25 protein-coding genes are annotated in these 22701 nt (G+C 32.1%); all 25 read left to right on the forward strand.

The genetic code is table 11. From position 1 onward, the window contains the following. Window positions 1-241 precede the first annotated feature (241 nt). The 25 genes from JJD95_RS04100 to fliS all read left to right on the forward strand — a co-directional run bounded on the left by JJD95_RS04100 (window position 242) and on the right by fliS (window position 22680). The gene (locus tag JJD95_RS04100) at window positions 242-667 is read left to right on the forward strand and encodes a flavodoxin (RefSeq protein ID WP_291640766.1); all 426 of its coding nucleotides are present in this window, start codon (window positions 242-244) and stop codon (window positions 665-667) included. Window positions 668-857: 190 nt separating this feature from the next. Next, on the forward strand, window positions 858-4376 hold the full coding sequence (gene nifJ / locus JJD95_RS04105) for a pyruvate:ferredoxin (flavodoxin) oxidoreductase (protein WP_291640639.1): 3519 nt from the start codon (window positions 858-860) through the stop codon (window positions 4374-4376). Window positions 4377-4547: 171 nt separating this feature from the next. Further along, window positions 4548-4952, forward strand: a complete 405-nt coding sequence (locus tag JJD95_RS04110; protein ID WP_291640641.1) for a DUF1292 domain-containing protein — start codon at window positions 4548-4550, stop codon at window positions 4950-4952. Window positions 4953-5072: 120 nt separating this feature from the next. Beyond that, on the forward strand, window positions 5073-5717 hold the full coding sequence (locus tag JJD95_RS04115) for an HAD-IB family hydrolase (RefSeq protein WP_291640643.1): 645 nt from the start codon (window positions 5073-5075) through the stop codon (window positions 5715-5717). A 32-nt stretch (window positions 5718-5749) separates the two neighbouring features. Further along, a complete protein-coding gene (locus tag JJD95_RS04120) occupies window positions 5750-6631 on the forward strand; it encodes an aminotransferase class IV (protein ID WP_291640645.1) in 882 nt (293 codons plus the stop codon). A 71-nt stretch (window positions 6632-6702) separates the two neighbouring features. Beyond that, window positions 6703-8655 (forward strand): flagellar assembly protein A, encoded by a 1953-nt coding sequence (locus JJD95_RS04125; RefSeq protein ID WP_291640647.1) that lies wholly within the window; start codon window positions 6703-6705, stop codon window positions 8653-8655. 11 nt (window positions 8656-8666) lie between these two features. After that, window positions 8667-9149: a chemotaxis protein CheW gene (locus tag JJD95_RS04130; RefSeq protein WP_291640649.1), complete on the forward strand. Its 483-nt coding sequence runs from the start codon at window positions 8667-8669 to the stop codon at window positions 9147-9149. Then, window positions 9131-9619 carry a chemotaxis protein CheD gene (locus tag JJD95_RS04135; protein WP_291640651.1) on the forward strand — a complete coding sequence of 163 codons (489 nt, stop codon included), beginning with the start codon at window positions 9131-9133 and terminating at the stop codon, window positions 9617-9619. The genes JJD95_RS04130 and JJD95_RS04135 overlap by 19 nt, the downstream gene beginning before the upstream one ends. 32 nt (window positions 9620-9651) lie before the next feature. Further along, a complete protein-coding gene (locus tag JJD95_RS04140; RefSeq protein WP_291640653.1) occupies window positions 9652-10698 on the forward strand; it encodes a chemotaxis response regulator protein-glutamate methylesterase in 1047 nt (348 codons plus the stop codon). 7 nt (window positions 10699-10705) lie between these two features. Beyond that, window positions 10706-11470: a protein-glutamate O-methyltransferase CheR gene (locus tag JJD95_RS04145; protein WP_291640655.1), complete on the forward strand. Its 765-nt coding sequence runs from the start codon at window positions 10706-10708 to the stop codon at window positions 11468-11470. A gap of 30 nt (window positions 11471-11500) precedes the next feature. Beyond that, window positions 11501-13504 (forward strand): chemotaxis protein CheA, encoded by a 2004-nt coding sequence (locus JJD95_RS04150; protein WP_291640657.1) that lies wholly within the window; start codon window positions 11501-11503, stop codon window positions 13502-13504. 15 nt (window positions 13505-13519) lie between these two features. Next, on the forward strand, window positions 13520-14119 hold the full coding sequence (locus tag JJD95_RS04155) for a chemotaxis protein CheC (protein ID WP_291640658.1): 600 nt from the start codon (window positions 13520-13522) through the stop codon (window positions 14117-14119). A 16-nt stretch (window positions 14120-14135) separates the two neighbouring features. Next, window positions 14136-14495: a response regulator gene (locus JJD95_RS04160; RefSeq protein WP_291640660.1), complete on the forward strand. Its 360-nt coding sequence runs from the start codon at window positions 14136-14138 to the stop codon at window positions 14493-14495. A gap of 12 nt (window positions 14496-14507) precedes the next feature. After that, complete coding sequence (locus JJD95_RS04165) at window positions 14508-14909, forward strand: chemotaxis protein CheW (RefSeq protein ID WP_291640662.1); 402 nt, start codon at window positions 14508-14510, stop codon at window positions 14907-14909. A 75-nt stretch (window positions 14910-14984) separates the two neighbouring features. Further along, window positions 14985-15980 carry a flagellar motor switch protein FliM gene (gene fliM, locus JJD95_RS04170; protein WP_291640664.1) on the forward strand — a complete coding sequence of 332 codons (996 nt, stop codon included), beginning with the start codon at window positions 14985-14987 and terminating at the stop codon, window positions 15978-15980. After that, complete coding sequence (gene fliY / locus JJD95_RS04175; RefSeq protein ID WP_291640666.1) at window positions 15973-17160, forward strand: flagellar motor switch phosphatase FliY; 1188 nt, start codon at window positions 15973-15975, stop codon at window positions 17158-17160. Before fliM ends, fliY begins: the two co-directional genes overlap by 8 nt. 243 nt (window positions 17161-17403) lie before the next feature. Continuing rightward, window positions 17404-17676: a flagellar biosynthesis anti-sigma factor FlgM gene (locus JJD95_RS04180; protein WP_291640668.1), complete on the forward strand. Its 273-nt coding sequence runs from the start codon at window positions 17404-17406 to the stop codon at window positions 17674-17676. Between the two features lie 2 nt (window positions 17677-17678). Next, window positions 17679-18089 (forward strand): flagellar protein FlgN, encoded by a 411-nt coding sequence (locus JJD95_RS04185; protein WP_291640669.1) that lies wholly within the window; start codon window positions 17679-17681, stop codon window positions 18087-18089. A gap of 15 nt (window positions 18090-18104) precedes the next feature. Then, window positions 18105-19838 carry a flagellar hook-associated protein FlgK gene (flgK, locus tag JJD95_RS04190; protein WP_291640671.1) on the forward strand — a complete coding sequence of 578 codons (1734 nt, stop codon included), beginning with the start codon at window positions 18105-18107 and terminating at the stop codon, window positions 19836-19838. Window positions 19839-19871: 33 nt separating this feature from the next. Further along, entirely contained in the window at window positions 19872-20834 is a 963-nt protein-coding gene (gene flgL, locus JJD95_RS04195; protein WP_291640673.1) for a flagellar hook-associated protein FlgL, read from the forward strand. Window positions 20835-20899: 65 nt separating this feature from the next. Further along, entirely contained in the window at window positions 20900-21334 is a 435-nt protein-coding gene (gene fliW, locus JJD95_RS04200) for a flagellar assembly protein FliW (protein ID WP_291640675.1), read from the forward strand. Window positions 21335-21374: 40 nt separating this feature from the next. Beyond that, entirely contained in the window at window positions 21375-21590 is a 216-nt protein-coding gene (gene csrA, locus JJD95_RS04205; protein WP_291640677.1) for a carbon storage regulator CsrA, read from the forward strand. A gap of 14 nt (window positions 21591-21604) precedes the next feature. Next, window positions 21605-21952 carry a flagellar protein FlaG gene (locus JJD95_RS04210; protein ID WP_291640679.1) on the forward strand — a complete coding sequence of 116 codons (348 nt, stop codon included), beginning with the start codon at window positions 21605-21607 and terminating at the stop codon, window positions 21950-21952. Window positions 21953-21981: 29 nt separating this feature from the next. Further along, window positions 21982-22272 carry a hypothetical protein gene (locus tag JJD95_RS04215; RefSeq protein WP_291640681.1) on the forward strand — a complete coding sequence of 97 codons (291 nt, stop codon included), beginning with the start codon at window positions 21982-21984 and terminating at the stop codon, window positions 22270-22272. Window positions 22273-22290: 18 nt separating this feature from the next. Continuing rightward, complete coding sequence (fliS, locus tag JJD95_RS04220) at window positions 22291-22680, forward strand: flagellar export chaperone FliS (protein WP_291640768.1); 390 nt, start codon at window positions 22291-22293, stop codon at window positions 22678-22680. Window positions 22681-22701: the final 21 nt, after the last annotated feature.

Raw genomic sequence — 22701 nt, forward strand, 5'->3', positions numbered from 1 at the left:
TCATATTTAAATCTACCTTTCTGATTATCAACACCCCATTTGTACAATCTTATGAGGTATATTCTACACTATATTTTTGTATGTTTGGGACATAATCAAAAACGGTATACTAAGACATTATCATAAACGGATCATAATATTGTAATATTTACAACAAAAAAACTTGAATGTTTTTGTTTTTGATGTATAATTAAAGGGTATTAAAAACTATCTACTAATATATATTCGTGAGGTGATTGTAATTAAAAAATTAACAATAATTTATTGGAGTAATGGTGGAAATGTTGAAGTTTTGGCAAATCATATAGCCAAAGGAGCAAAAGAAGCAGGTGCAAAGGTACTAATTAAACTAGTTAGTGAAGCTACAGTGGAAGATGTAACTACTGCAGATGCAGTTGCTTTTGGAAGCCCATCAATGGATAACAATAGGATTGAGCAACATGAAATGCAACCTTACATTGAGAAATTTAAATTAATTCCAGTTGGTAATAAAGTTACAGGATTATTTGGATCTTATGGCTGGGATGATGGAGAGTTTATGACCAAATGGATAAGTTTAATGAAAGATTACCAATTTAATGTTATTCAAAGTTTAACTGTAAATGAAGCGCCTACGAGTGAGCAATTAGTGCTAGCTGAGGAAATGGGAAGAAGTTTGGTTAAATAACATTTAATTATAAAAATGCTTGTGACTATGCAAAGAAAAGATAATTTGTGAGTAAATTATCATTTACATAAGGTTATTTTTAATTTGGATAAAAGCTCTTTACATGGTCAAACTAAAAACTAAGCGTAAAAAATGACTCTATTAAGCTTTTATCTATTATAATATTATTTAATGAAAGAAGGTATATTAAATGAGAAAAATGAAAACTATGGACGGTAATACAGCAGCCGCACACGTTGCTTATGCATTTACAGATGTGGCAGCAATTTATCCTATAACACCATCTTCAACAATGCCTGAATACTGTGATGAACTAGCAGCTAAAGAAACAAAGAATGTATTTGGTCAAGTACTTAAAATTGTGGAGATGCAATCAGAAGCTGGAGCAGCAGGAACAGTTCACGGTTCGCTTCAAGCAGGAGCACTAACTACTACATTTACATCTTCCCAAGGATTACTACTAATGATTCCTAATATGTATAAAATTGCAGGAGAACTTTTACCTGGAGTATTCCATGTAGCTGCAAGATCACTTGCTACTCATGCTCTTAATATTTTTGGAGATCATCAAGATGTAATGGCTACTAGGGCAACAGGATGTGCAATACTTGCATCAGGTTCAGTACAGGAAGTTATGGACTTATCCCCAGTAGCTCATTTAGCAGCTATTGAAGGAAAAATCCCATTTGTAAGTTTTTTTGATGGATTTAGAACTTCTCATGAAATACAAAAAATTCAAATATGGGATTATGAAACACTAGGTAGTCTTGTAAATAAAGACGCAGTAGAATCATTTAGAAATAGTGCAATGAACCCAGAGCACCCAGTAACTCGTGGAACAGCACAAAACCCAGATATTTATTTTCAAGGAAGAGAAGCAGCAAACAGATACTATGATGCTCTTCCAGAAAAAGTTGAAGATTACATGGGGAAAATTAATTCATTAATCGGAACTGACTACCATTTATTTAATTACTATGGTGCACCTGATGCAGATAGAATGATAATAGCAATGGGATCAGCTTGTGATACAATTGAAGAAACTATAGATTACTTAATTTCAAAAGGAGAAAAGGTTGGAGTACTTAAGGTACATCTTTACAGACCATTCTCATTAGACCATTTCTTTAAATACATACCAAGTACTGTTAAAAAAATATCTGTACTTGATAGAACTAAAGAACCAGGATCTATTGGAGAACCATTATTCCAAGATGTAAGAAATGCTTATTTTGATAAAGCAGTTAGACCAATTATAGTTGGTGGAAGATATGGTTTAGGTTCAAAAGATACTACTCCAGCTCACATTGTTGCTGTATATGATGCATTAAAAGCAGATTCACCTAAAAATGGATTTACTGTAGGTATAGTAGATGACGTTACTAACACATCACTTCCTGTTGGAGAAACTGTAACAACAACTCCAGAGGGCACTAAAGAATGTAAATTCTGGGGACTTGGATCAGACGGTACTGTTGGAGCTAACAAGAGTGCTATAAAAATCATAGGAGATCATACAGAGATGTTTGCTCAAGCATACTTTGCATATGATTCCAAAAAATCTGGTGGAATAACAGTTTCTCACTTAAGATTCGGTAAGAAGGCTATAAAATCACCATACTTAATTACAGCTGCAAACTATGTTGCTTGTGGTAACCAATCTTATGTATATAAATATGATGTTCTAAAAGGAATTAAAGATAATGGAACATTCTTATTAAACTGCATATGGAACGAAGAAGAACTAGAGCAAAACTTACCAGCATCAATGAAAAGGTATATTGCAAAACACAATATTAACTTCAACATAATTGATGCAGTTGGTATAGCACAATCCATAGGTCTTGGTGGAAGAACAAACATGATAATGCAATCAGCTTTCTTTAAACTAGCTGACATTATACCTGCAGAAGATGCAGTTAAGTATCTTAAACAAGCAGTTGTTACATCTTACGGTAAAAAGGGTGAAAAAATCGTTAATATGAACAATTCTGCAATAGATAAAGGAATTGAATCAGTTGTTAAGATTAACGTACCAGAAAGCTGGAAAAATGCTAAAGATGCAACTGAAACTAAAACTGCAGCTAGACCAGATTTCGTTAAAAACATAGCTGATGTAATGAATAGACAAGAAGGAGATTCACTTCCTGTTTCAGCATTTGCTGGAATAGAAGATGGAAGTATAATACCAGGAACAGCTGCATTCGAGAAAAGAGGTATTGCTGTTAATGTACCAGAATGGCAAATGGATAATTGCATACAATGTAATCAATGTGCATATGTATGTCCACATGCTGTAATAAGACCATTCTTAGCATCTGATGAAGAACTTAAGAATGCTCCTGCTAATTTTGAAAGTAAAAAAGCTTCAGGTGGAAAGAAATTTGAAGGTCTTAATTTCACTATAGGTATAAGTTTAGAAGATTGTACTGGTTGTGGTAATTGTGCAGAAGTATGTCCAGCAAAAGAAAAAGCACTAATTATGAAACCATATGCAACGCAATCAGAAAAAATAGAAAATTGGGAATTTGAGCTATCATTATCTAAAAAAGAAAACCCAATGGGAACAGCAACTGTTAAAGGAAGCCAATTTGAGAAACCATTGATGGAATTCAGCGGAGCTTGTGCTGGATGTGGAGAAACACCATATGCTAGACTTATTACTCAATTATTTGGTGATAGAATGCTTATAGCGAATGCTACAGGATGTTCATCAATTTGGGGAGGAAGTTCACCAGCTTCACCATATACAGTTAATGAATGTGGTAAAGGACCTGCTTGGGCTAATTCATTATTTGAAGATAATGCTGAATTTGGACTTGGAATGTACATTGCAACTACGCAATTAAGAAATAAAGTTGAAATGTTAGCTGTTGAAGCTTTAACATCAAACACAAGCAAAGAATTAAAAGCAGCACTTAATGAATGGATAGAAAACAAAGATGATTCAGAGGGTTCAAAAACTGCAGCATCTAAATTATTACCACTATTAACTGCTGAAAAAGATAGTAGTGAAGCGCTAAAAGAAATTTTCAGTAAAAAAGATCATTTAATTAAGAAGTCTCAATGGATATTTGGTGGAGACGGTTGGGCTTATGATATTGGATACGGTGGAGTTGACCATGTACTTGCATCTGGCGAAGATGTAAATATATTTGTAATGGATACAGAAGTGTATTCAAATACTGGAGGTCAAGCTTCGAAATCTACTCCAACAGCTGCTGTAGCTAAATTTGCAGCAACAGGAAAGAGAACTAAGAAAAAAGATTTAGGTATGATGGCAATGAGTTATGGTTATGTTTATGTTGCTCAAATAGCAATGGGTGCTGATAAAAATCAAACACTAAAAGCTATAAAAGAAGCAGAAGCTTATAAAGGACCATCACTTATAATTGCTTATGCACCATGTATCAATCATGGTCTCAAAGTTGGAATGGGTTGTACACAACTTGAAACTAAGAGAGCCGTTGAATCTGGATACTGGGGTATGTTTAGATTTAATCCAGAATTAAAAGAAGCAGGTAAGAATCCGTTTATATTAGATTCTAAGGAGCCAACTACTTCATTTAGAGAATACTTAATGGGTGAAGTAAGATATTCTTCACTTGCAAAAGTTTATCCTGAAATAGCAGAAGAATTATTTGTTAAAACAGAAAAAGATGCTATGGATAGATTAGAAGGTTACAAAAAACTTGCTGAACAAAAATAATATTTAAAATTAAAATTTCAAAGGAAGATGGATTAAATTCCACCTTCCTTTGAAATTTTAGCTCATAATAAAATTTAACAATAATTTAATAAAAAGAATTCGAAAAACACTATTAATATTGCATGATTAAGGGTAGAATTATAACATACTCAATATAGGAGGTATTACATTATGAATGAAGAGAAAAATGCATCTTGCGGATGCGGTTGTGGTTGTAATGAAGAGGAAACTGAAGTAGAAAACCAAGGTTGCGGATGTGGAAGCAATGAAAATGATGGTTGTGGATGCGGAGGTCATGAACATGACGATGAAGATTGTGGTTGTGGTTGTGGAGAAGGTGAAGCATTAACAGTAGATTTAGAAGATGAAAATGGTAATGTAATTCCATGTGAGGTAGTAGATGGATTTACTTATAAAGATAATGAATTTGCATTAGTTCAAAATCCTGAGGATGATTCAATTTATCTTTTCAAGGTAGTTGGAGATGCAGAAACAGGAGAACTCGTTATTCCTGAAGATGAAGAATTTGCAGAAGTAACTGCATATTACGAAAAAATGATTAAAGAAGAAAAATAATCTTATAAAAGAGTCGTTGCATATGCATCGGCTCTTTTTAAAGTTTTTTTAAAAAGCATTAATAGTAAGCTTATGGTAACAATAACAATATTAATATGTTTTTTTAAGAAAGGAGAACTTATGAAAGAAAAATTAGCTATTTTTGATGTGGATTACACTTTAACAAAGAGGGAAACATTAGTAGAGTTTTATCTTTTTATGATGAAAAAAAATCGTAGACTAATAAAATATTTACCTAAAAGTATATTTTCATCTATATTTTACGCTTTTAAGATATATGATGCTTCAAAATTAAAGAAAATTTTTATAAGATTTATTGACGGTATAGAGGAAGAGGAAATGAAGAAAATTGTCAGTGAATTTTATGAAACACGGTTAAGTAAAATATTGTATAAGGATGCTATTGATACCATTAAAAAAATGAAAGCACAGGGGTACAAGATCTATTTGATCTCAGCTTCTGCGGAATTCTATTTAAGTGAGCTCTATAATATAAAGGAAGTTGACAAGGTAATAGGGACTAGGTTTTTGACTGATAGTGGATTTCATAGAAATGAAATCATTGGGAAAAATTGTAAAGGCGAGGAAAAAGTAATAAGATTAAAACAAGTATTAAAGGAAGAAAATATCCAGGTTGATTTTGAAAGTTCATATATGTATTCTGATTCTCTATCAGATCTTCCACTTTTCAACCTAGTTGGTCATCCTTATTTAATAAACTTTAAGAAAACACACGATAAAATAGAAATTTTAAAGTGGAAATAAAGAATTAATAAAGATACAAGGGGGATATATTTATGGAGAAGTGTACAAATTCATATTTTTTATTCGGAGAGGAAATTAAAAACAGTGGAGAATTTGACAGTTACTATAAGAGTGAAGGTAAAACCTTATATGAAGTTATACGAGTAAGTGATGGAATTCCTGTTTTTCTTATGGAACATCTAGACAGGTTAGAAAATTCTGCGAACATTATGAGATATAGTCTCCATATTACAAGGGATGAAATTATAGATGGAATTATTAAATTAATAGATAAAAATAGTGCTCAAAACGAAAATTTAAAATTAATTATAAATTATGATCCAAGAGATGAGAAAAGTGGAAATAATACTTTCAGTGAAAGATTCTTAGCTTATTTTATTCCACATGACTATCCGTCACTGGAACAATATGAAGAAGGTGTGAAAACCATTACATATCAGGTTGAACGTGAAAATCCAAATGCTAAAGTGATAAATAATAAATTTAGAGAAAAGGTAGATCAAAAAATTAAAAGTGGAAAAGTATACGAGGCAATTCTTGTGGATAATCATGGCTTTATTACTGAAGGTAGTAAATCAAATATTTTCATGATAAAAGGTTCTACTGTAGTAACTTCAAAGGGTTTAAAAGTGCTTCCGGGCATCACAAGACAATTTATTATAAAAGTTTGCAAAAATTTAAATATAGACTTTAGAGAAGACGATATTCACGAAAGTCATTTAAAGGGTTTAACAGGTTTGTTTATTTCAGGGACTTCACCAAAGGTATTACCAATAAAAAGTGTGGATGAGTTTTCTTTTAATTCATCAAAAAATTCTATTATAAATTCAATAATGGTGGGATTTGATGTTGAATTAAATCAAGATAAACAAAAATTTGTAAAGTTTCTTTATAATAGGACGATAAATAAATAAAACATTTGGTATTATAAAGAAATATAAGGATAAATGATGGTATAATTTCACTATAGAAAGAGGTGGTATAATTGGCAGGTAAAGTAGGCACTAAAAATTTTCAAGGAGTTAATGTTTCAGAGTGTTTGCAAAGTGCAAGTATTAGTTTAGGTGTACCAGTAGAAAAACTTAAATATTCAATTCTAGAGGAGAAAAATGGTTTTTTTAAGAAACATGCTGTGATTTCTATTGAGGATGTAGATTACTTAGAAAAAATAGAAATCCCTAGTGAAGAAACAAATGGAACTATAGAAGTTGTTCTTGGTGAAATTATTATAAAAAATCCTAAACAAGGTGGAAAACCAGCACTAATTTCTGCTACAAATAGTCTTACGATAATTCTAGATGGTGAAAAAGTAAACCTATATGCACCTGTATACGCGGAAAGTAATCTAGAAGTTTTACTTAAAGAAGATGAAGCTAAAAGGCAGATGGATTTAAGGACAAGTTTAGATAAGATGGAAGCTTATATTAGTATTATGTACGAACCTAATATTACTTATAAACTAAAAGATTTGAAGGCCGCAAGTTCAGTTGTATTAGAAACAGAAGTAAAAGAAGAGACTATGCCACCCAAATTCACCGCAGTTGAAATTGAAAACGAACTTATAAATCATAATATTAAATATGGTATTTTAAAAGCTGAAATTATAAAATGCTGCGAAGTTGAGATAATTTCTGAACTACTTATTGCAAAAGGAAAGAAGCCTATAATGAAAATAGATGATAGGTTTGAAATTAAGTATGATTTGGCACACAAAGAACTTTCTGAAAATCATGATACCAAACAAATTGTAGACTACAAGGCCATAGGAACCGTTAATGCAGTAGAAAAAGGACAAGTTTTAGCTATTCTTTATCCAGGAGCGGTTGGAGAAGATGGAATGGATATTATGGGTAAAATTGTAAAAACTAATAATGCAAAAAAAATAGTATTAGCTGCTGGATCTGGAGCTGAAATGAAAGATGAATGCACAGTTGTAGCTAAAATTGAAGGTAGACCTTCAGTAAAAGGAAAAACTTTTTTTGTTTATAAAACCTATGAAGTAAATGGAGATGTGGAACTTAAAACTGGTAATGTTAAATTTTTAGGAGATATAATTATCCATGGCAGTGTACACGAAGGCATGAGCGTAGAAGCGGGTAATTCTATTTTAATTAAAGATAATGTAGCAGAAGCAATAATTATTGCTAATGGAGATATTGTAATACGTGGCAATATATTTCATTCAGCTATTTCTGCTGGTAAAGAAGATGTAATAACTCAAGAATATTTAAGCGATTTAATGAGCATGAAAAATGATTTAGAAAAAATAATAGCTTCAATAAGTCAATTGAAAGAAATGAACCTTTTAGAAAAGAATACTAGTGATGGTGAATTAATTAAAATTTTGCTTGAAACTAAATTTAAGAAACTTCCTAAAACATCAATTAAGGTCCTTGAGAAAATATCACAGTCGGAAGGTGAAGAGGATCCATTAGTATTTATTATAAAACATAAAATACTTAATTTAGGACCTCTTAGTATAGAACACTATGAGGAATTAAATGATGCTGTGTCAATTATTGATAATAAAATCGTCACACTCTCAATAGATTTAACTCTTCCTGTGGATGTAGTTCTGGATTATTGTCAAGATTCAATAATTAAGAGTTCAGGTAATGTAATTTTTAGTGGAAAAGGACAATACGTATCACAAATACATGCAAGTGATAGTGTGATATTTAAAAAAGATAAAAGTGTAGCCAGGGGTGGACTTATAAAAGCTGGGAAAGAAATTAAATGCAAAACAGTTGGTGGAAATGGGGGGGTATCAACTCAGCTTATTGTAGAAAACCATGGCCAAATATGGGCAGAAATTGCTTATTCAAATACTAGGTTTGTTATAGGAGCTAGAGAATACGTTTTAGATATTACTAGTAAAAATGTCCATGCTTATATAGATGATTCCGGAGAGCTAATTGTTGATAAATTACGATTATAGGGGGAGCTAATATGGAGGACCAAGATATTAAAATCTTAATTTTTAGCGTAAATGATGAGTATTATGCTACTAATATTATGGAAGTAGAAAGAATACTAGGATACGAAAAATCGACTAAAATTCCAGATTCGCCAGCATTTGTTGAAGGTGTGATAAATTATGAGGGCAAAATTTTATCGGTTATATCAATATCAAAAAGATTCAATTTGCCTATAACAGAAACTTCAGAACAAACTAAGATAATAGTTGTGAAGCAAAACTATAGCAAAATAGGTATAATAGTTGATTTTGTTTCTGAAGTTAAGGATGTAAAGTGCAATAATGTAGAAGATTTACCAGAGATAATTACTGGAATTTCAAAAAGATATATCAAAGGATTTATTAAAATTGATGGTAAAATAATTATATATTTAAATCTTTCAGGTATATTAACAGAACAAGAAAAAAATACAAATAATGTAAATAAGGTGTGGAGATGGAATATATTGAGATGAAAGTAGGGATTGCAGATCTAAATGTAGCATACTCTCCGGATAAACTAATAACTGTGGGACTGGGATCTTGTGTTGGCATTGCAATTTATGATAAAGTACTAGCACTTGGAGGATTGGCACACATAATGCTTCCGGATAGTAATCAATTTAACAAAGTAACCAATGAAATGAAATTTGCAGATTTAGCTATACCATTACTCGTCCAGGATATGATAAAAAAAGGAGCAAAGCTTAAAAATATGAGAGCTAAAATAGCAGGTGGAGCTTCCATGTTTAATTTTGCGGATAAAAGTATAATAATGGACATTGGTAATAGAAATGGTATAGCTGTTAAAAATGCGCTTAAAGAACTATCTATACCTATAATAGCAGAAGACATTGGCGGAAATAAGGGAAGAACTTTAATATTTGATACCGCTAGTGGAGTCCTGTCTATTAGAACTGTCGGTATAGGTATCATTGAAATTTAGATTTTATGCAAACAGCAATGGGGTGAAATATATTGTTAAGAAAAATTAAAGTTATTGTAGTAGATGATTCAGCATTAATGAGAAAAATAATTTCTGATATGATCAATAGCGAGACAGAAATGGAAGTTATAGATACAGCAAGAAATGGAGAAGAACTGTTATCAAAAATCACCCTTGAAAAACCGGATATAATAACTTTGGATATTGAAATGTCTAAAATGGATGGGATTGAAACCTTAGGGCAATTGCAAAAAAAAAATATTAACATACCAGTTATTATGCTTAGTAGTGTATCTAAAACTGGAACGGAACTCACTATGGAATGTCTACAGCTAGGAGCTTTTGATTTTATAGCCAAACCATCTGGGTCAATATCACTAGAATTTAATAAAGTTAAAAATGAACTGGTGCAAAAGATAAAATTGGCTTTTACTCGTAGGCAGGTTATAAACAAAGGAATTGAGAAAAAAAATAATTTAGCAATAGCACACACTACAAATACAGGAGCACACAGCATAGAGGCTATAGTTATTGCAGCTTCCACTGGTGGTCCCAAAGCATTATATAAAGTAATAACAGAATTACCTAAAAATCTAGGGGTGCCAGTACTAGTAGTGCAACATATGCCAACAGGCTTTACAAAGGCGTTTGCGCAGCGACTTAATGTGAACAGTGAAATAATGGTTGTAGAAGCACAAGATGGTGACACTGTAGAAAAAAATGTAGTATATATAGCTCCCGGTGGTTTTCACATGGAGATAGGGATTGACAAAAGGATACATCTAAATACAGAACCTACCCTTTGGGGAGTTAGGCCCTGCGCAGATAAACTATTCTTATCTGCTACTAAAGTTTACGGACCTAGGTTATTAAGTGTTATACTTACTGGAATGGGACGTGATGGAGCAAATGGAACCGTAGCGATTAAAGATAATGGAGGAATTACTATAGCAGAGCATAAGTCTACTTGCATCATTTATGGCATGCCAAAGGCAGCTTTTGAAACGGGTAAAGTGGATGAAATCATCCCACTTTCGGATATTGCTGAAAGAATTAGTGAAATTCTAGCAGGGAGATGAGATAGCAATGGACTTAATATATTTTCAGCAATGGGTTTTAAAAGAATATAAGATAGATTTATCAGCATATAAATCTAATCAATTACATAGACGAATCCTAAGCTTAATGTCTAGAGTTGGAGTTAATTCTGTAGAGGAATATATTAATTTATTAAAGAGGGATCCTCTACAAAAGCAGAAATTCTTAGATTTCATCACAATAAACGTAACAGAATTTTTTAGAAATCCAGAAATATTTTCTGAATTTTCGAAAAAAATAGCATCTGAACTATCATATAGTTCAGGACTTAAGATTTGGAGTGCAGCATGTTCTGTTGGAGCTGAACCTTATTCGGTAGCTATGATTATGGATGATTTATATCCTAGAGCTAACCATAAAATTCTAGCTACAGACATAGATAGCACAATACTAGGAAAAGCTAATAATGGTGAATATGTTTATGCAGAAATTAAAAATGTACCAAGTGGATTTTTGGATAAATATTTTATAATTCAGGGAGATAAATACTGTCTTAATTCTACAATTAAAAAAATGGTGGATTTTAAGAAGCATGATCTTATTTTAGACAAGTATGAGTGCAATTTTGATGTAATAGTGTGCCGAAACGTAGTTATTTATTTTAATGGAGACATTAAGGATAAAATATATAAAAAATTTAGTGAATCTCTGAAAAAAGGAGGATTACTGTTTGTAGGGGCTACAGAAAGTATATATAATTATAAAGAGTATGGATTTGAAAAAGCATCTACATTTATTTATAAAAAAATATAAAAAGCATAACAATTAATGGGAGGGAAAAAAATGGATACATCACAATATATGTCAATGTTTTTAGAAGAGTCAATAGAAAATTTGCAGACATTGAATGAATCTCTTCTTGAGCTAGAACAAACACCTGAAAACATAGATAAACTAAATGAAATATTTAGAGTAGCTCATACTATAAAAGGTATGGCTGCAACTATGGGATTTAATCAAATGGCTGAATTAACACATAAAATGGAAGATGTTCTATCTAAATTTAGAGAAGGTAAACTTAAAGTAACTGAAAAGGTGGTAACTGTTTTATTTAGATGTCTGGATACACTAGAAAAAATGGTAAATAATGTTTCGGAGGGAATATCTGAAGAACTTTCAATCCAGGATATAATAGATGACTTACATTCCATAGCAGAAGGAGATAATATTTCTGTGAAAACCCAAACAGAAACTCCTGTTACCAGTAATGCTAATTCTGCTACAAGTGATAAAATTGTCCTTAATGAATATGACATTGATATTGTTAAGCAAGCTGTGGAAAAAATGTATAATGCTTTTGATATAAAAATTTTAATAAGTGCAAATACGCTACTTAAATCAGCGAGAGCATTTCTTATTTTTAAGAGTTTAGAGGAGTATGGTGAAATAATAAAATCTATACCTGGAGCTGAGGATTTAGAAAATGAGAATTTTGAATTTGAAATAAAATTAATTTATATTACGAATAAAAATAAAGATGAAGTTGTAAACATTTTGATGAATATTTCCGAAGTGGATGAGGTAATAGTGAAAGAGGTTGTGCTGGAAAATAATGCTGATGATTTGACAGAAAACTTAGGGGAATTTAAAAAAATTGAGGTAAAAGGCTCCGAAGTTGTCCAAAATGATGATAAAAAAGAAGCGGTAGTTCATAAAAAAGCTCATCAATCTGTAAGAGTTGAACTAGATAGGTTAGATAGTTTTATGAATATGGTGTCAGAACTTGTAATTCATAGAACAAGACTAGAACAAATAAGTAGTGTTCATAAATTGGAGGATTTAAACGAAACTTTAGAACAAGTAGGTAGGGCAACTTCAGAGCTGCAAGATTTAGTAATGAAAATAAGGATGCTTCCACTGGAAGTAGTATTCAATAGGTTTCCAAGGATGATAAGAGACTTATCCAAAAATCTTGAAAAAGAAATGGAACTTGAAATACAAGGACAGGAAACAGAACTTGATAGGACAGTTATTGATGAAATAGGGGAACCATTATTACATTTGCTTCGAAATGCAGCGGATCATGGTATTGAATCCAGCGCTGAGAGAATTTCCAAAGGGAAAAATCCTGTGGGAACTATTAAGCTTATAGCTTACGCTGAAGGCACTAAAGCCATAATAAAAGTGCAAGATGACGGCAAGGGGCTAGATGTTAATAAAATAGTGGCCAAAGCTAATAAAATAGGTATAAACACTGAAGGAATGTCAGATACAGATATAAAGAATTTGATTTTTGCACAGGGATTTAGTACTAATGAAGAAGTGACAGATATTTCAGGGCGTGGAGTTGGCATGGATGTTGTTAAAACTAAAATTGCTGCTTTAGGTGGAAGTGTAGATGCTACTAGTGAAATTGACAAAGGTACCTCTTTTATTATAAGATTACCTTTGACACTACAAATTATACAAGCTCTCCTTGTAAAAATTGGTGATGAAACTATGGCTATTTCTCTTGGATATATTGATAGGGTAATAGACTACAAGGAAACACTTATTAAGAAAACTAATAATAAAGAAGTTATTCTTTATAATGACAGCGTAATTCCATTAGTAAGGGTAAGTAAAAGATTACAAACAGAAACTGAGAGTAAAGCAAAGAAATACATCGTTATCGTAAAGGTGGGAGAGAAAACAGTAGGTCTTTTAGTAGATTCACTTCTAGGTCAACAAGAAATTGTAATTAAGCCCTTAGGGAAAACGCTCCATGGATTAAAAGAATATATAGGGGCAACGATTTTAGGAGATGGCCTAGTTACATTAATATTAGATGTTGCGGCTTTAGTCTAAGGAGGATATTATTAAATGGATTATTCAAAGCTTAGTCCTATGCAATTAGATGTTCTACAAGAAGTAGGGAATATTGGTGTAGGAAATGCAGCTACTTCATTATCAAGATTATTGAACCAAAAGGTAGATATGACGGTTCCATCAGTAAATATTATTCCATTTGATGATATTTTTTCGAAAATCGGTGTGGAAGAGGTAGTAATTGGTGTAATTGTGCGAGTTCTTGGTGATATACCAGGTAATATACTGTATACTTTAGATAAGGAAACTGCTTTAAAATTCATTTCAGTACTTATGGGTGAGAAACAGAAAGAAATAACAGAAATTGGAAGTTCAGCCTTATGTGAAATAGGAAATATTATTTCCAGCTCTTTCATGAATGCAATAGCAAAACTTACAAATCTTGTACTTACTCCTTCGGTGCCTGCGGTTGCTTTAGATATGATGGGAGCAATACTCTCGACTACGTTTATTGAGGCAGGTCAATTTGATGAGTATATACTTGATTTAGAAACACAATTTTTACAGGAAAATAAAAAAATCAGTGGGCATTTCTACTATATACCAATGCCCGGATCACTAGAAAAAATATTGAATTCATTAGGTGTAAATTAATTGGAGGTAGTATAAAATGGCTAAAGTATTAATTGTTGATGACGCAGCATTTATGAGAATGATGATAAAAGATATATTAGAGAAGAACGGGTTTGATGTTATAGGTGAAGCAAATAATGGAATAAAAGCTGTGGAAATGTATAAAGTAGAAAGACCAGATGTTGTTACTATGGATATTACAATGCCAGAGATGGATGGAATTGAAGCTGTTAAAGCAATTAAAGCTTTTGATCCTACTGCAAAAATAATTATGTGTAGTGCTATGGGTCAACAAACTATGGTTATGGATGCAATAAGAGCTGGTGCAAAAGATTTTATTGTTAAACCGTTTCAAGCAGATAGAGTACTTGAAGCAATAAAAAAAGTTGTAGGCTAGGAGGGGAACATTATGCAAGTACTTGTATTTAAGGTTAACGAGGAACAATTTGCAGTAGAATCATCTAAAGTTCAAAGTATTAATGATATGATGGAAATAACAAAAGTACCAAAGTCTCCAGAGTATATAAAAGGTCTAATTAATCTAAGAGGGACTATAATTTCTCTACTAGATATAAATATCCTTTTAGATATTGAAAATGGAAAAGAGATCCAAGAAAACATCATTATATTGAAACTAGAAGAAGAATTTGTTGGAGTTACTGTAGATCAAGTTGATGAAGTATTAGAAATTGAAGAAAATCAAATAGAAAAAATTGAAAATGAAAGAGATAAAGGTTACATTAAAGGTGTTATAAACTTTAAAGATAGAATTGTTACATTAATTGATATTAGTAAGCTTATCGAAGGATAAGAGCTTTTCGAAGGATAAGAGCTTTTCGAAAGATAAGAAAAATAATTCTAATATATATAGAAATGAGGTAGAAACATGGCAGAAGTATTATCACAAAGTGAAATAGATTCACTTTTATCTGCCCTATCCTCTGGGGAAATAGAAGCAGATCAAATCCCGGGCGAAGATGAAAAACATAAAATTAAGCTATATGATTTTAGAAGCCCTCAAAAATTCTCGAAAGACCATCTGAGAACGCTTGAGCTCATTCACGATAATTATGGAAGAATAATATCAAGTTATTTATCTGCGCAACTTAGAAACAATGTGAAGGTTAAAATTGAAAGTATTCAGCAAATAACCTATGATGAATTTATTCATTCAATTCCTAATCCTACAGTTTTAACTATATTTAAAATGCCACCACTAAGCGGTTCTATATTATTTGAAACTAATCCTCAATTTGCGTTTCAAGTAATTGATATACTCCTTGGAGGGATGGGGAATAGAAAGATCAAATTAAAAGATTTTTCTGATATAGATAAAAACATATTGAAAAAGGTTAATGCTGGGCTTATATCTAACTTAAAACTTGCTTGGGAAGATGTTTTGGATGTACAACCAGAGATCGAGGCACTTGAGACCAACCCTGCACTTAATCAAACACTAGCTCCCAATGAACCTGTTGCACTAATTACTTTTTCGGTAGAAATGATGAATACTAATAATTTCATAAATATTTGTATTCCTTATTTAAGTATTGAAAAAGTACTAGATAAACTTGTTGTGCAATATTGGTTTAGGAAAAATGATGAGGAAATTGTCAGTGAATCTAGAGATAAATTAAAAGAACGGCTAAATATAGTAAGTGTTCCACTAACGGGACTTCTAGGTTCAACTAATATTACTGTAGATGAGTTTTTACAGTTAAATGAGGGTGATGTTATAACACTGGATAATACCAGCGATAGTCCAGTCAAAGTATTTGTGGAAGGACGATTGTGTTATACAGGTATTCCTGGTACTATAGGTAAAAATAAGGGGATTCAGATATTAGATATAATAGATAAGGATGTGGAAAATTATGAGTAACGGCTTTCTTTCACAAGAAGAAATTGACGCTCTCTTAAATGGAGGCGACATGAGTTCGGAACCTGACATAACTCCTGAACCTATACAGGCGTTTGAGCTTTCTGATATTGAGAAAGATTTGCTAGGTGAAGTTGGAAATATTTCTATGGGATCAGCATCAACAGCTCTTTCTACTATAGTAGGGCAACCGGTGAATATAGCAACACCAGTGGTTTCAGTAAGTACACTTAAAAAATTGAAAGAAAATTATGAAGTTCCTAATATTTCACTAGACGTGAAATTTACAAGTGGTATAACAGGTGGAAACCTTTTAGTAATGAAAACTACTGATGCTGCTGTTATAGCTAGTTTAATGATGGGCGGGGATGGAATATTAGAAGGAGTACCAGTGCTATCAGAAATTGAAATTAGTGCTGTTTCAGAAGCTATGAATCAGATGATTGGGTCTGCGGCAACATCTATGGCGACAATGTTTGCTAGAGAAGTGAATATTTCACCACCAGTTTCTAGGATTTGGGATGAAAGCACTTCACCTTTATGTGATAGTATAAATGAAGATGAGGAAATTGTTCAGGTAGCTTTTAAAATAACTATTGGGGATTTAATTGACAGTGTTATAATGCAAGTACTACCTACTGAAACTGCTAAAAAAATAGTGGCTATTATGATGGGGACAGAAGAAACTAATGTAGCTCCTAAGGTAGAAAGTGCTCCAAAGGTAGAGAGTACTCCAAAGGTTGAAAGTGCTCCTAAGGTAGCACCTCATGCAAATGAAGTGCCACAATATGCACCAACGTATAACAATGTGCAGCCAGAACCAGAATATGAGCCAAAACCAATTGAGAGGCAGCAGCCGCAAGTAGAGGTTAGACAGGCAGAATTTAAACCTCTAACAAAGGCTCCAGTTTATAATGCTACTAGAAACATTGACTTAATATTAGATGTACCTTTAGGAATTTCCGTAGTTCTTGGAAAAACTAAAAAAAATATTAGGGATATTTTGAATTTGGGAACAGGTTCTCTAATTGAACTTGATAAGCTAGCTGAGGAGCCAGTAGATATATTGGTAAATGGCAAGAAGATAGCATATGGAGAAGTTGTAGTTGTAGATGAGAATTTTGGAGTTAGAATTACTAGCATAATTAGTGGAGAAGAAAGAGTTAAGGCAATAGTTGAATAAGATTATATGAATTATATAATTATATATTTTATAAAAGGGATAATGAAAATTTATTCCTTTTTGTTTTTTTAAGCTTTATTATATATAAGATACATTGTAAATCAAACCATTGGATTAAATGTATATGTAAATAAATCATTAATAATAAAATACTGTATAAACTTTCGAAAGTTATATACGATAATATAAATAGATAGAATACCGTGAAGACTAAAACATATAAAAAGCAAGGAGTGGATATGAATGAAAATAGATGGAGTGAAAAATAATGTAGTTAATTTCTATAAAAAAAGTGAAGCTAAAACACAGCCAAAGACAACTGCTGTAAAAAAAGACACAATAGAGTTATCAACAGCCGGGAAAAGTCTAAGTGCACTATCATTAGATGGTAAAATTCACAACTCGAAAGAGAAAATAGAAGCAATTAAAAATGAAGTAAATAAGGGTACTTACAAGATGGATTCAGCCTTAACTGCTAAAAAAATGATGGACATTATGAAGGGGAGAGACATTTAGTTATGAAAGATAAACTAAATACTGTTATGATTCAGGAAATAGAAGCTGTGACTACACTGCTGAGCGCACTTGAAGAGCAACATAGATGTATAATAAAAAATGATATCTTTGGAATGGAAAATTGCGTGGATACCATAAAAAAAGCTAATGCAAATATTGCAACTATGGAAGTTGCTCGAAGAAAGATTACTGCAAAAAGAGCTATGAGTGAGATAGTGGAAGAATTTAGAGATGTAGAACTTGAGAAAAATTATTATAAGATTAAAGCCATATTACAAGAAGTTAAAGTTCAAAAGGATACTAACGAGTTACTTATAAAACAAGGTCTTAGTTTTACAAGTAGGATACTTAATATATTAAACCCAGTAAGAGAGAAAGCAACTTATAATTCCAGTGGCAAAATAAACAAATAGTGTGAGGTGATTTAAATGTCAGGATTATTTTCAACTTTTAATGTAGCTACAAGAGGTATGAGCGCTCAACAAAAGGCTCTTGATGTAACTGCTCATAACATATCTAATGCTAACACAGAAGGCTATTCAAGGCAAAGAGCTACTATGGAGACTACAAGACCTTTTGGTATGCCTAGTATGAATAATGCTATGGGCGTTGGACAACTCGGTACTGGTGTACAGATATCCGCCATAGTAAGAATCAGAGATACCTTTTTAGATTATCAGGTAAGAACTGAAAATGGAACAATGGGTTACTACACAGGGCGTGAAAAATTTCTTTCAGAGATTGAGAGTATTATGAATGAACCTAGTGACAGTGGTGTGTCAAGTTTAATGGATGGAATGTTTAATTCTTGGCAATCGCTTGCCGGAAGCCCAGAAAGCTCTAATACAAGAACGGTAGTGGCAGAACAATCAAGAGCTCTTACATATGAATTAAATAATACTTATAATCAACTTATAAAAATAAAAGGCAATAGTCAGGATGTTATTAAGCAGGGAGTAGTGGATGTAAATAATATGCTTGATCAAATAAATGAGTTAAATACACAGGTTATAGCTGTAAAAGTTGGTGGAAATGAGCCAAATGATTTAATGGATAAAAGAGATTTGCTAGTAGATCAGCTAAGTTTCAAATTTGGTATTACTATAGATAAGAAAACGTTCGGTGGACAAGATATTAGAACAAATGAAGAAGGAATGGAAAATGCATACCTTGTAAAGTCTGGCCCTAGCGAGGATGTTAAAAGATTTTCTTATATAAATTCAATTGAGCCAATAGGGACTCCAGATGAAGGCGAAGATCAAAATTACAAAATTACTTATTATAAAAAGGGTGATATGTCCTCGGATGATAAGGAAGAAGTTTTAGAAATGACATTAGATAGTGATCAATATAAAAGGTTAGATCAAGGTAGAGTTATTTGGGCAGATAAGGATGGCAATGCCATAGGTACAGATATAGAAAAGCCAGGATTTCTATTTACTCCGAAAACAGGAGAATTACAAGGTTATATGTCTGTACAAGCGGATATAGATAAATATGTAGGAGAATTAGATGCATTAGCTAAAGGTATTGCTTTTTCTATAAATGCTGTACATAGTGGTGAAAGTGATGCAGCTAAACCTACGGGTATACTTGATTTTTTTGTAAATAGTAAAGATGTAACGGCAGCAGGAGTAACGACAGCAGCAGGGGAAGCTGAAATTACAGCGGGAAATATTACAGTTAATAAAAAAATACTTGAGGATCCAATGCTTATAAACACTGGGGAAAATGCTACATCTGGACCAACTGATAATACTAGAGCACTTGCTATTGCCCAGCTTCGATATATAAAATTAGAGATTCAAGGTATAGAAGAGGGTACTACAAGAGAAGGGTTTTTGACCGGTGATAAAGTAAATATTGAGGATGGAAAAGTTAGTTCCATTAATTCATCATCAAATGGAACGACTATTAGCGGTTATTTTACAGATGTCGTAAGTAGATTGGGAACTCAAACACAAACAGCTAAAAAAACTGTTACCAACCATGAAGCGCTACTAGCAGGATTAAATGAGTCGAGGGCCTCCATATCAGGTGTATCTTTGGATGAGGAAATGGCTAATATGATTCAATATCAACATGCTTATCAAGCTAATGCAAAGATTATTTCAACCGTTGATGAACTGCTAGATCTTGTTATTAATGGCTTAAAAAGATAAATAATAAATTTAATTGTATGAAGGGGTGAAGATATGAGAGTAACTAATAAAATGCTATCAAATAATTTTCTAAGGGATATGAGAACTAATTTAACTAATCTGAGCAGGATACAAAACCAAATGAGTTCTGGAAAACAAATAACAAAACCTTCAGATGATCCTGCTAAAGCTTCTAAAATAATGCAAATGTATTCAGAAATAGATGCAAATAAACAATATAATAGTAATATAAAAAATACAACAAATTGGCTTGATATGACAGATGAAACACTTGATAGAATAGGTGGTGTAGTTGGAAGAATAGACGAACTTTTAGTTTCAAGCGGTAATGCTGGCTATGGTAATGAGCAAAGACAGGCTGTTAAGGATGAAGTAAATCAAAGGGTAGAGGAGCTGTCAAATTTACTAAATACATCTTTTGATGGTAAATATATATTTGGTGGGACAAGAGGAACTACTAAACCTACTGAAATAGCTCCCGGTGGTACATATGGAAAAAATAGCCAATTAGTATATTCAATGGTTGGCGGAGGAAAATTAGATATTACCGGAGTAGGTGCTACTGAGTACAATCAAATAAATTCAAAGGTCCAAGTTGAAGTATCTCAAGGTGTAACTATGGAATATAATGTAACAGCATCAGAAGTTATGAACTATGGGGATAATAATCTTATGGAATTATTGGGTAATATTACAGACCACCTTGATGATAGTACTGTTAGTGAATTGACTGGTGGAGACTTAGAGGGCATTCAAAAAGCTATGACAAATATACTAAAGTTACGATCACAAGTTGGAGCTAAGCAAAACAGAATGGAAAGCGCTGAATCTAGAAATGTAGATGCAAACTTTAATTTAACTGAAATTCTATCCGCAACAGAAGATATAGATATTACGGAAACAGTAATGGAATATGCTACTATGCAAAATATATATATGGCATCTCTTCAAACAAGTGCTAAGGTTATTCAGCCTACATTACTTGATTACTTATAATTATAGTAGTGGAAAGTTGAGAGTTGATAGAAAAAAGATTTTTAGTAAAGGAGTTGTTTTGTAATATGGAGATAGTTACTAAGTACCATGGAGCACGAACATATAGTGATGAAGATGTTATAGAGTTTAAAAAAGGTTTGCCAGGCTTTAAGGAACTTAAAAAGTTTATAATTTTTCCATTGAAAGGTAATGAGGCTTTTAGCATATTACATTCAATTGAAAATATTGCAATCGGCTTAGTTTTGGTATCCCCATTTACCATAATTATGGATTATGAATTTAAAATACCGGAAAGTAATTTAAAAGAACTTGGAATAGAGAGGCCTGAAGATGTAGAAGTATTAACAACAGTGACTTTAAATTCAAATATAGAGAATATGACTACCAATTTAAAAGCCCCAATCATTATTAATATAAAAGCAAAGTTAGGGGAACAATTAATATTAGATAATGATAAATACAAAGTAAAAGAACCTCTATTTAAAGTGGTCAATAAATAATAATTTTTATTATGCCAAAGAGAAGCAAGGGGGACAGGTAATGTTAGTAATCAGTAGGAAAAAAGGTGAATCATTACTTATAGGTGAAGATGTAGAAATAACTATAGTAAAGATTGAAAACGGTTCAGTAAAAATTGCTATAAGCGCACCAAAAGAAATTGGAATACTTAGGAAAGAACTTTATATAGAGATAACAGATGAGAACAAAAAGGCTATGGCCTTTGATGCGTCAGCATTAGAAAAATTAAAGAAATAAATTAGGGGGCAATTATGGATATTGGGGGTATTAGTCAAAATAGTTCTGCAGATATAGATAGATTTTATAAAGCACCAGAAAATATTGCGGTTTCAAAATCTGTTGAAGTGAATAATTCATTTAATGCAAAAAATGATAGTGAAAAAGAAATTAAAAATGCAGTTGTTAAAATCAATAAATTTTTACTGGGTGAAGGCACCCATGTTAGATATCAAAAGCATGATGTGCTTAACCAAATGATTGTAAGTGTAATTGATAATAACACCAATGAAGTGATAAAAGAAATTCCTTCGAAAAAGATATTGGATATGGTAGCTAAAATGTGTGAAATGGCTGGTATTTTAGTAGATAAAAAAGCATGACCCCTTAGAATAAAGATAGGAGGGCTATTATGGAATTTAAATTAAATAAAATTGATGTTGAATTAAGACAAAGAGTTAAGGAGACAACAAAGTCTGGTGTAGTTCATAGAAAAAATGCAATAACTGTAAATAAAGATAGAAATCCTAGAGATAACTCAAGTTCCTATGAAGAGTTTAAGTACAAGCTTTCAAAATATAAGAAGAAACATAAAATATCTGTAGGTGCGTCGAGAAATACTCAATATGAGATTGAGGTTTTTAAAGAGGCATTGGAAAATGAGCAAAGAATCATTGGTAATTTTATAGATACTAAAAAGTAGGGGTGGAGGAGTATGGCAATGAACGCTTATGGAAATGCATTTAATACTTATAAAAGTAATAGTGTGAATTTTGCATCAAAGGATCAACTTCTTTTAATGCTGGTAGAAGGGGCTGCAAAGTTTTCAAAAATAGGTAGACAAGCAATCTTGGATAAAGATGTTAAAAAGGCTCATGAAAATATTATAAAAACTCAGAATATATTTTATGAATTAATGGCAACTATGGACGTAGCAAAAGGTGGCGAATGGACAGAGAGTCTAATGAAGGTTTATGAATTTATAGTTAGAAGGCTTGCGGATGCTAATATTAAAAAAAGTGAAGAGATTATGAATGAGGTAATTCCACTGATTGATGATGTTAGGGATACTTGGAGTGAGGCTTATAAAAGGACTAAAGGTGGGAAATAGGCAATTGAATAAGGGGGTTGA

This window comes from Clostridium sp. (assembly GCF_016650035.1).
Classification (GTDB): Bacteria; Bacillota; Clostridia; order Clostridiales; family Clostridiaceae; genus Clostridium_AD.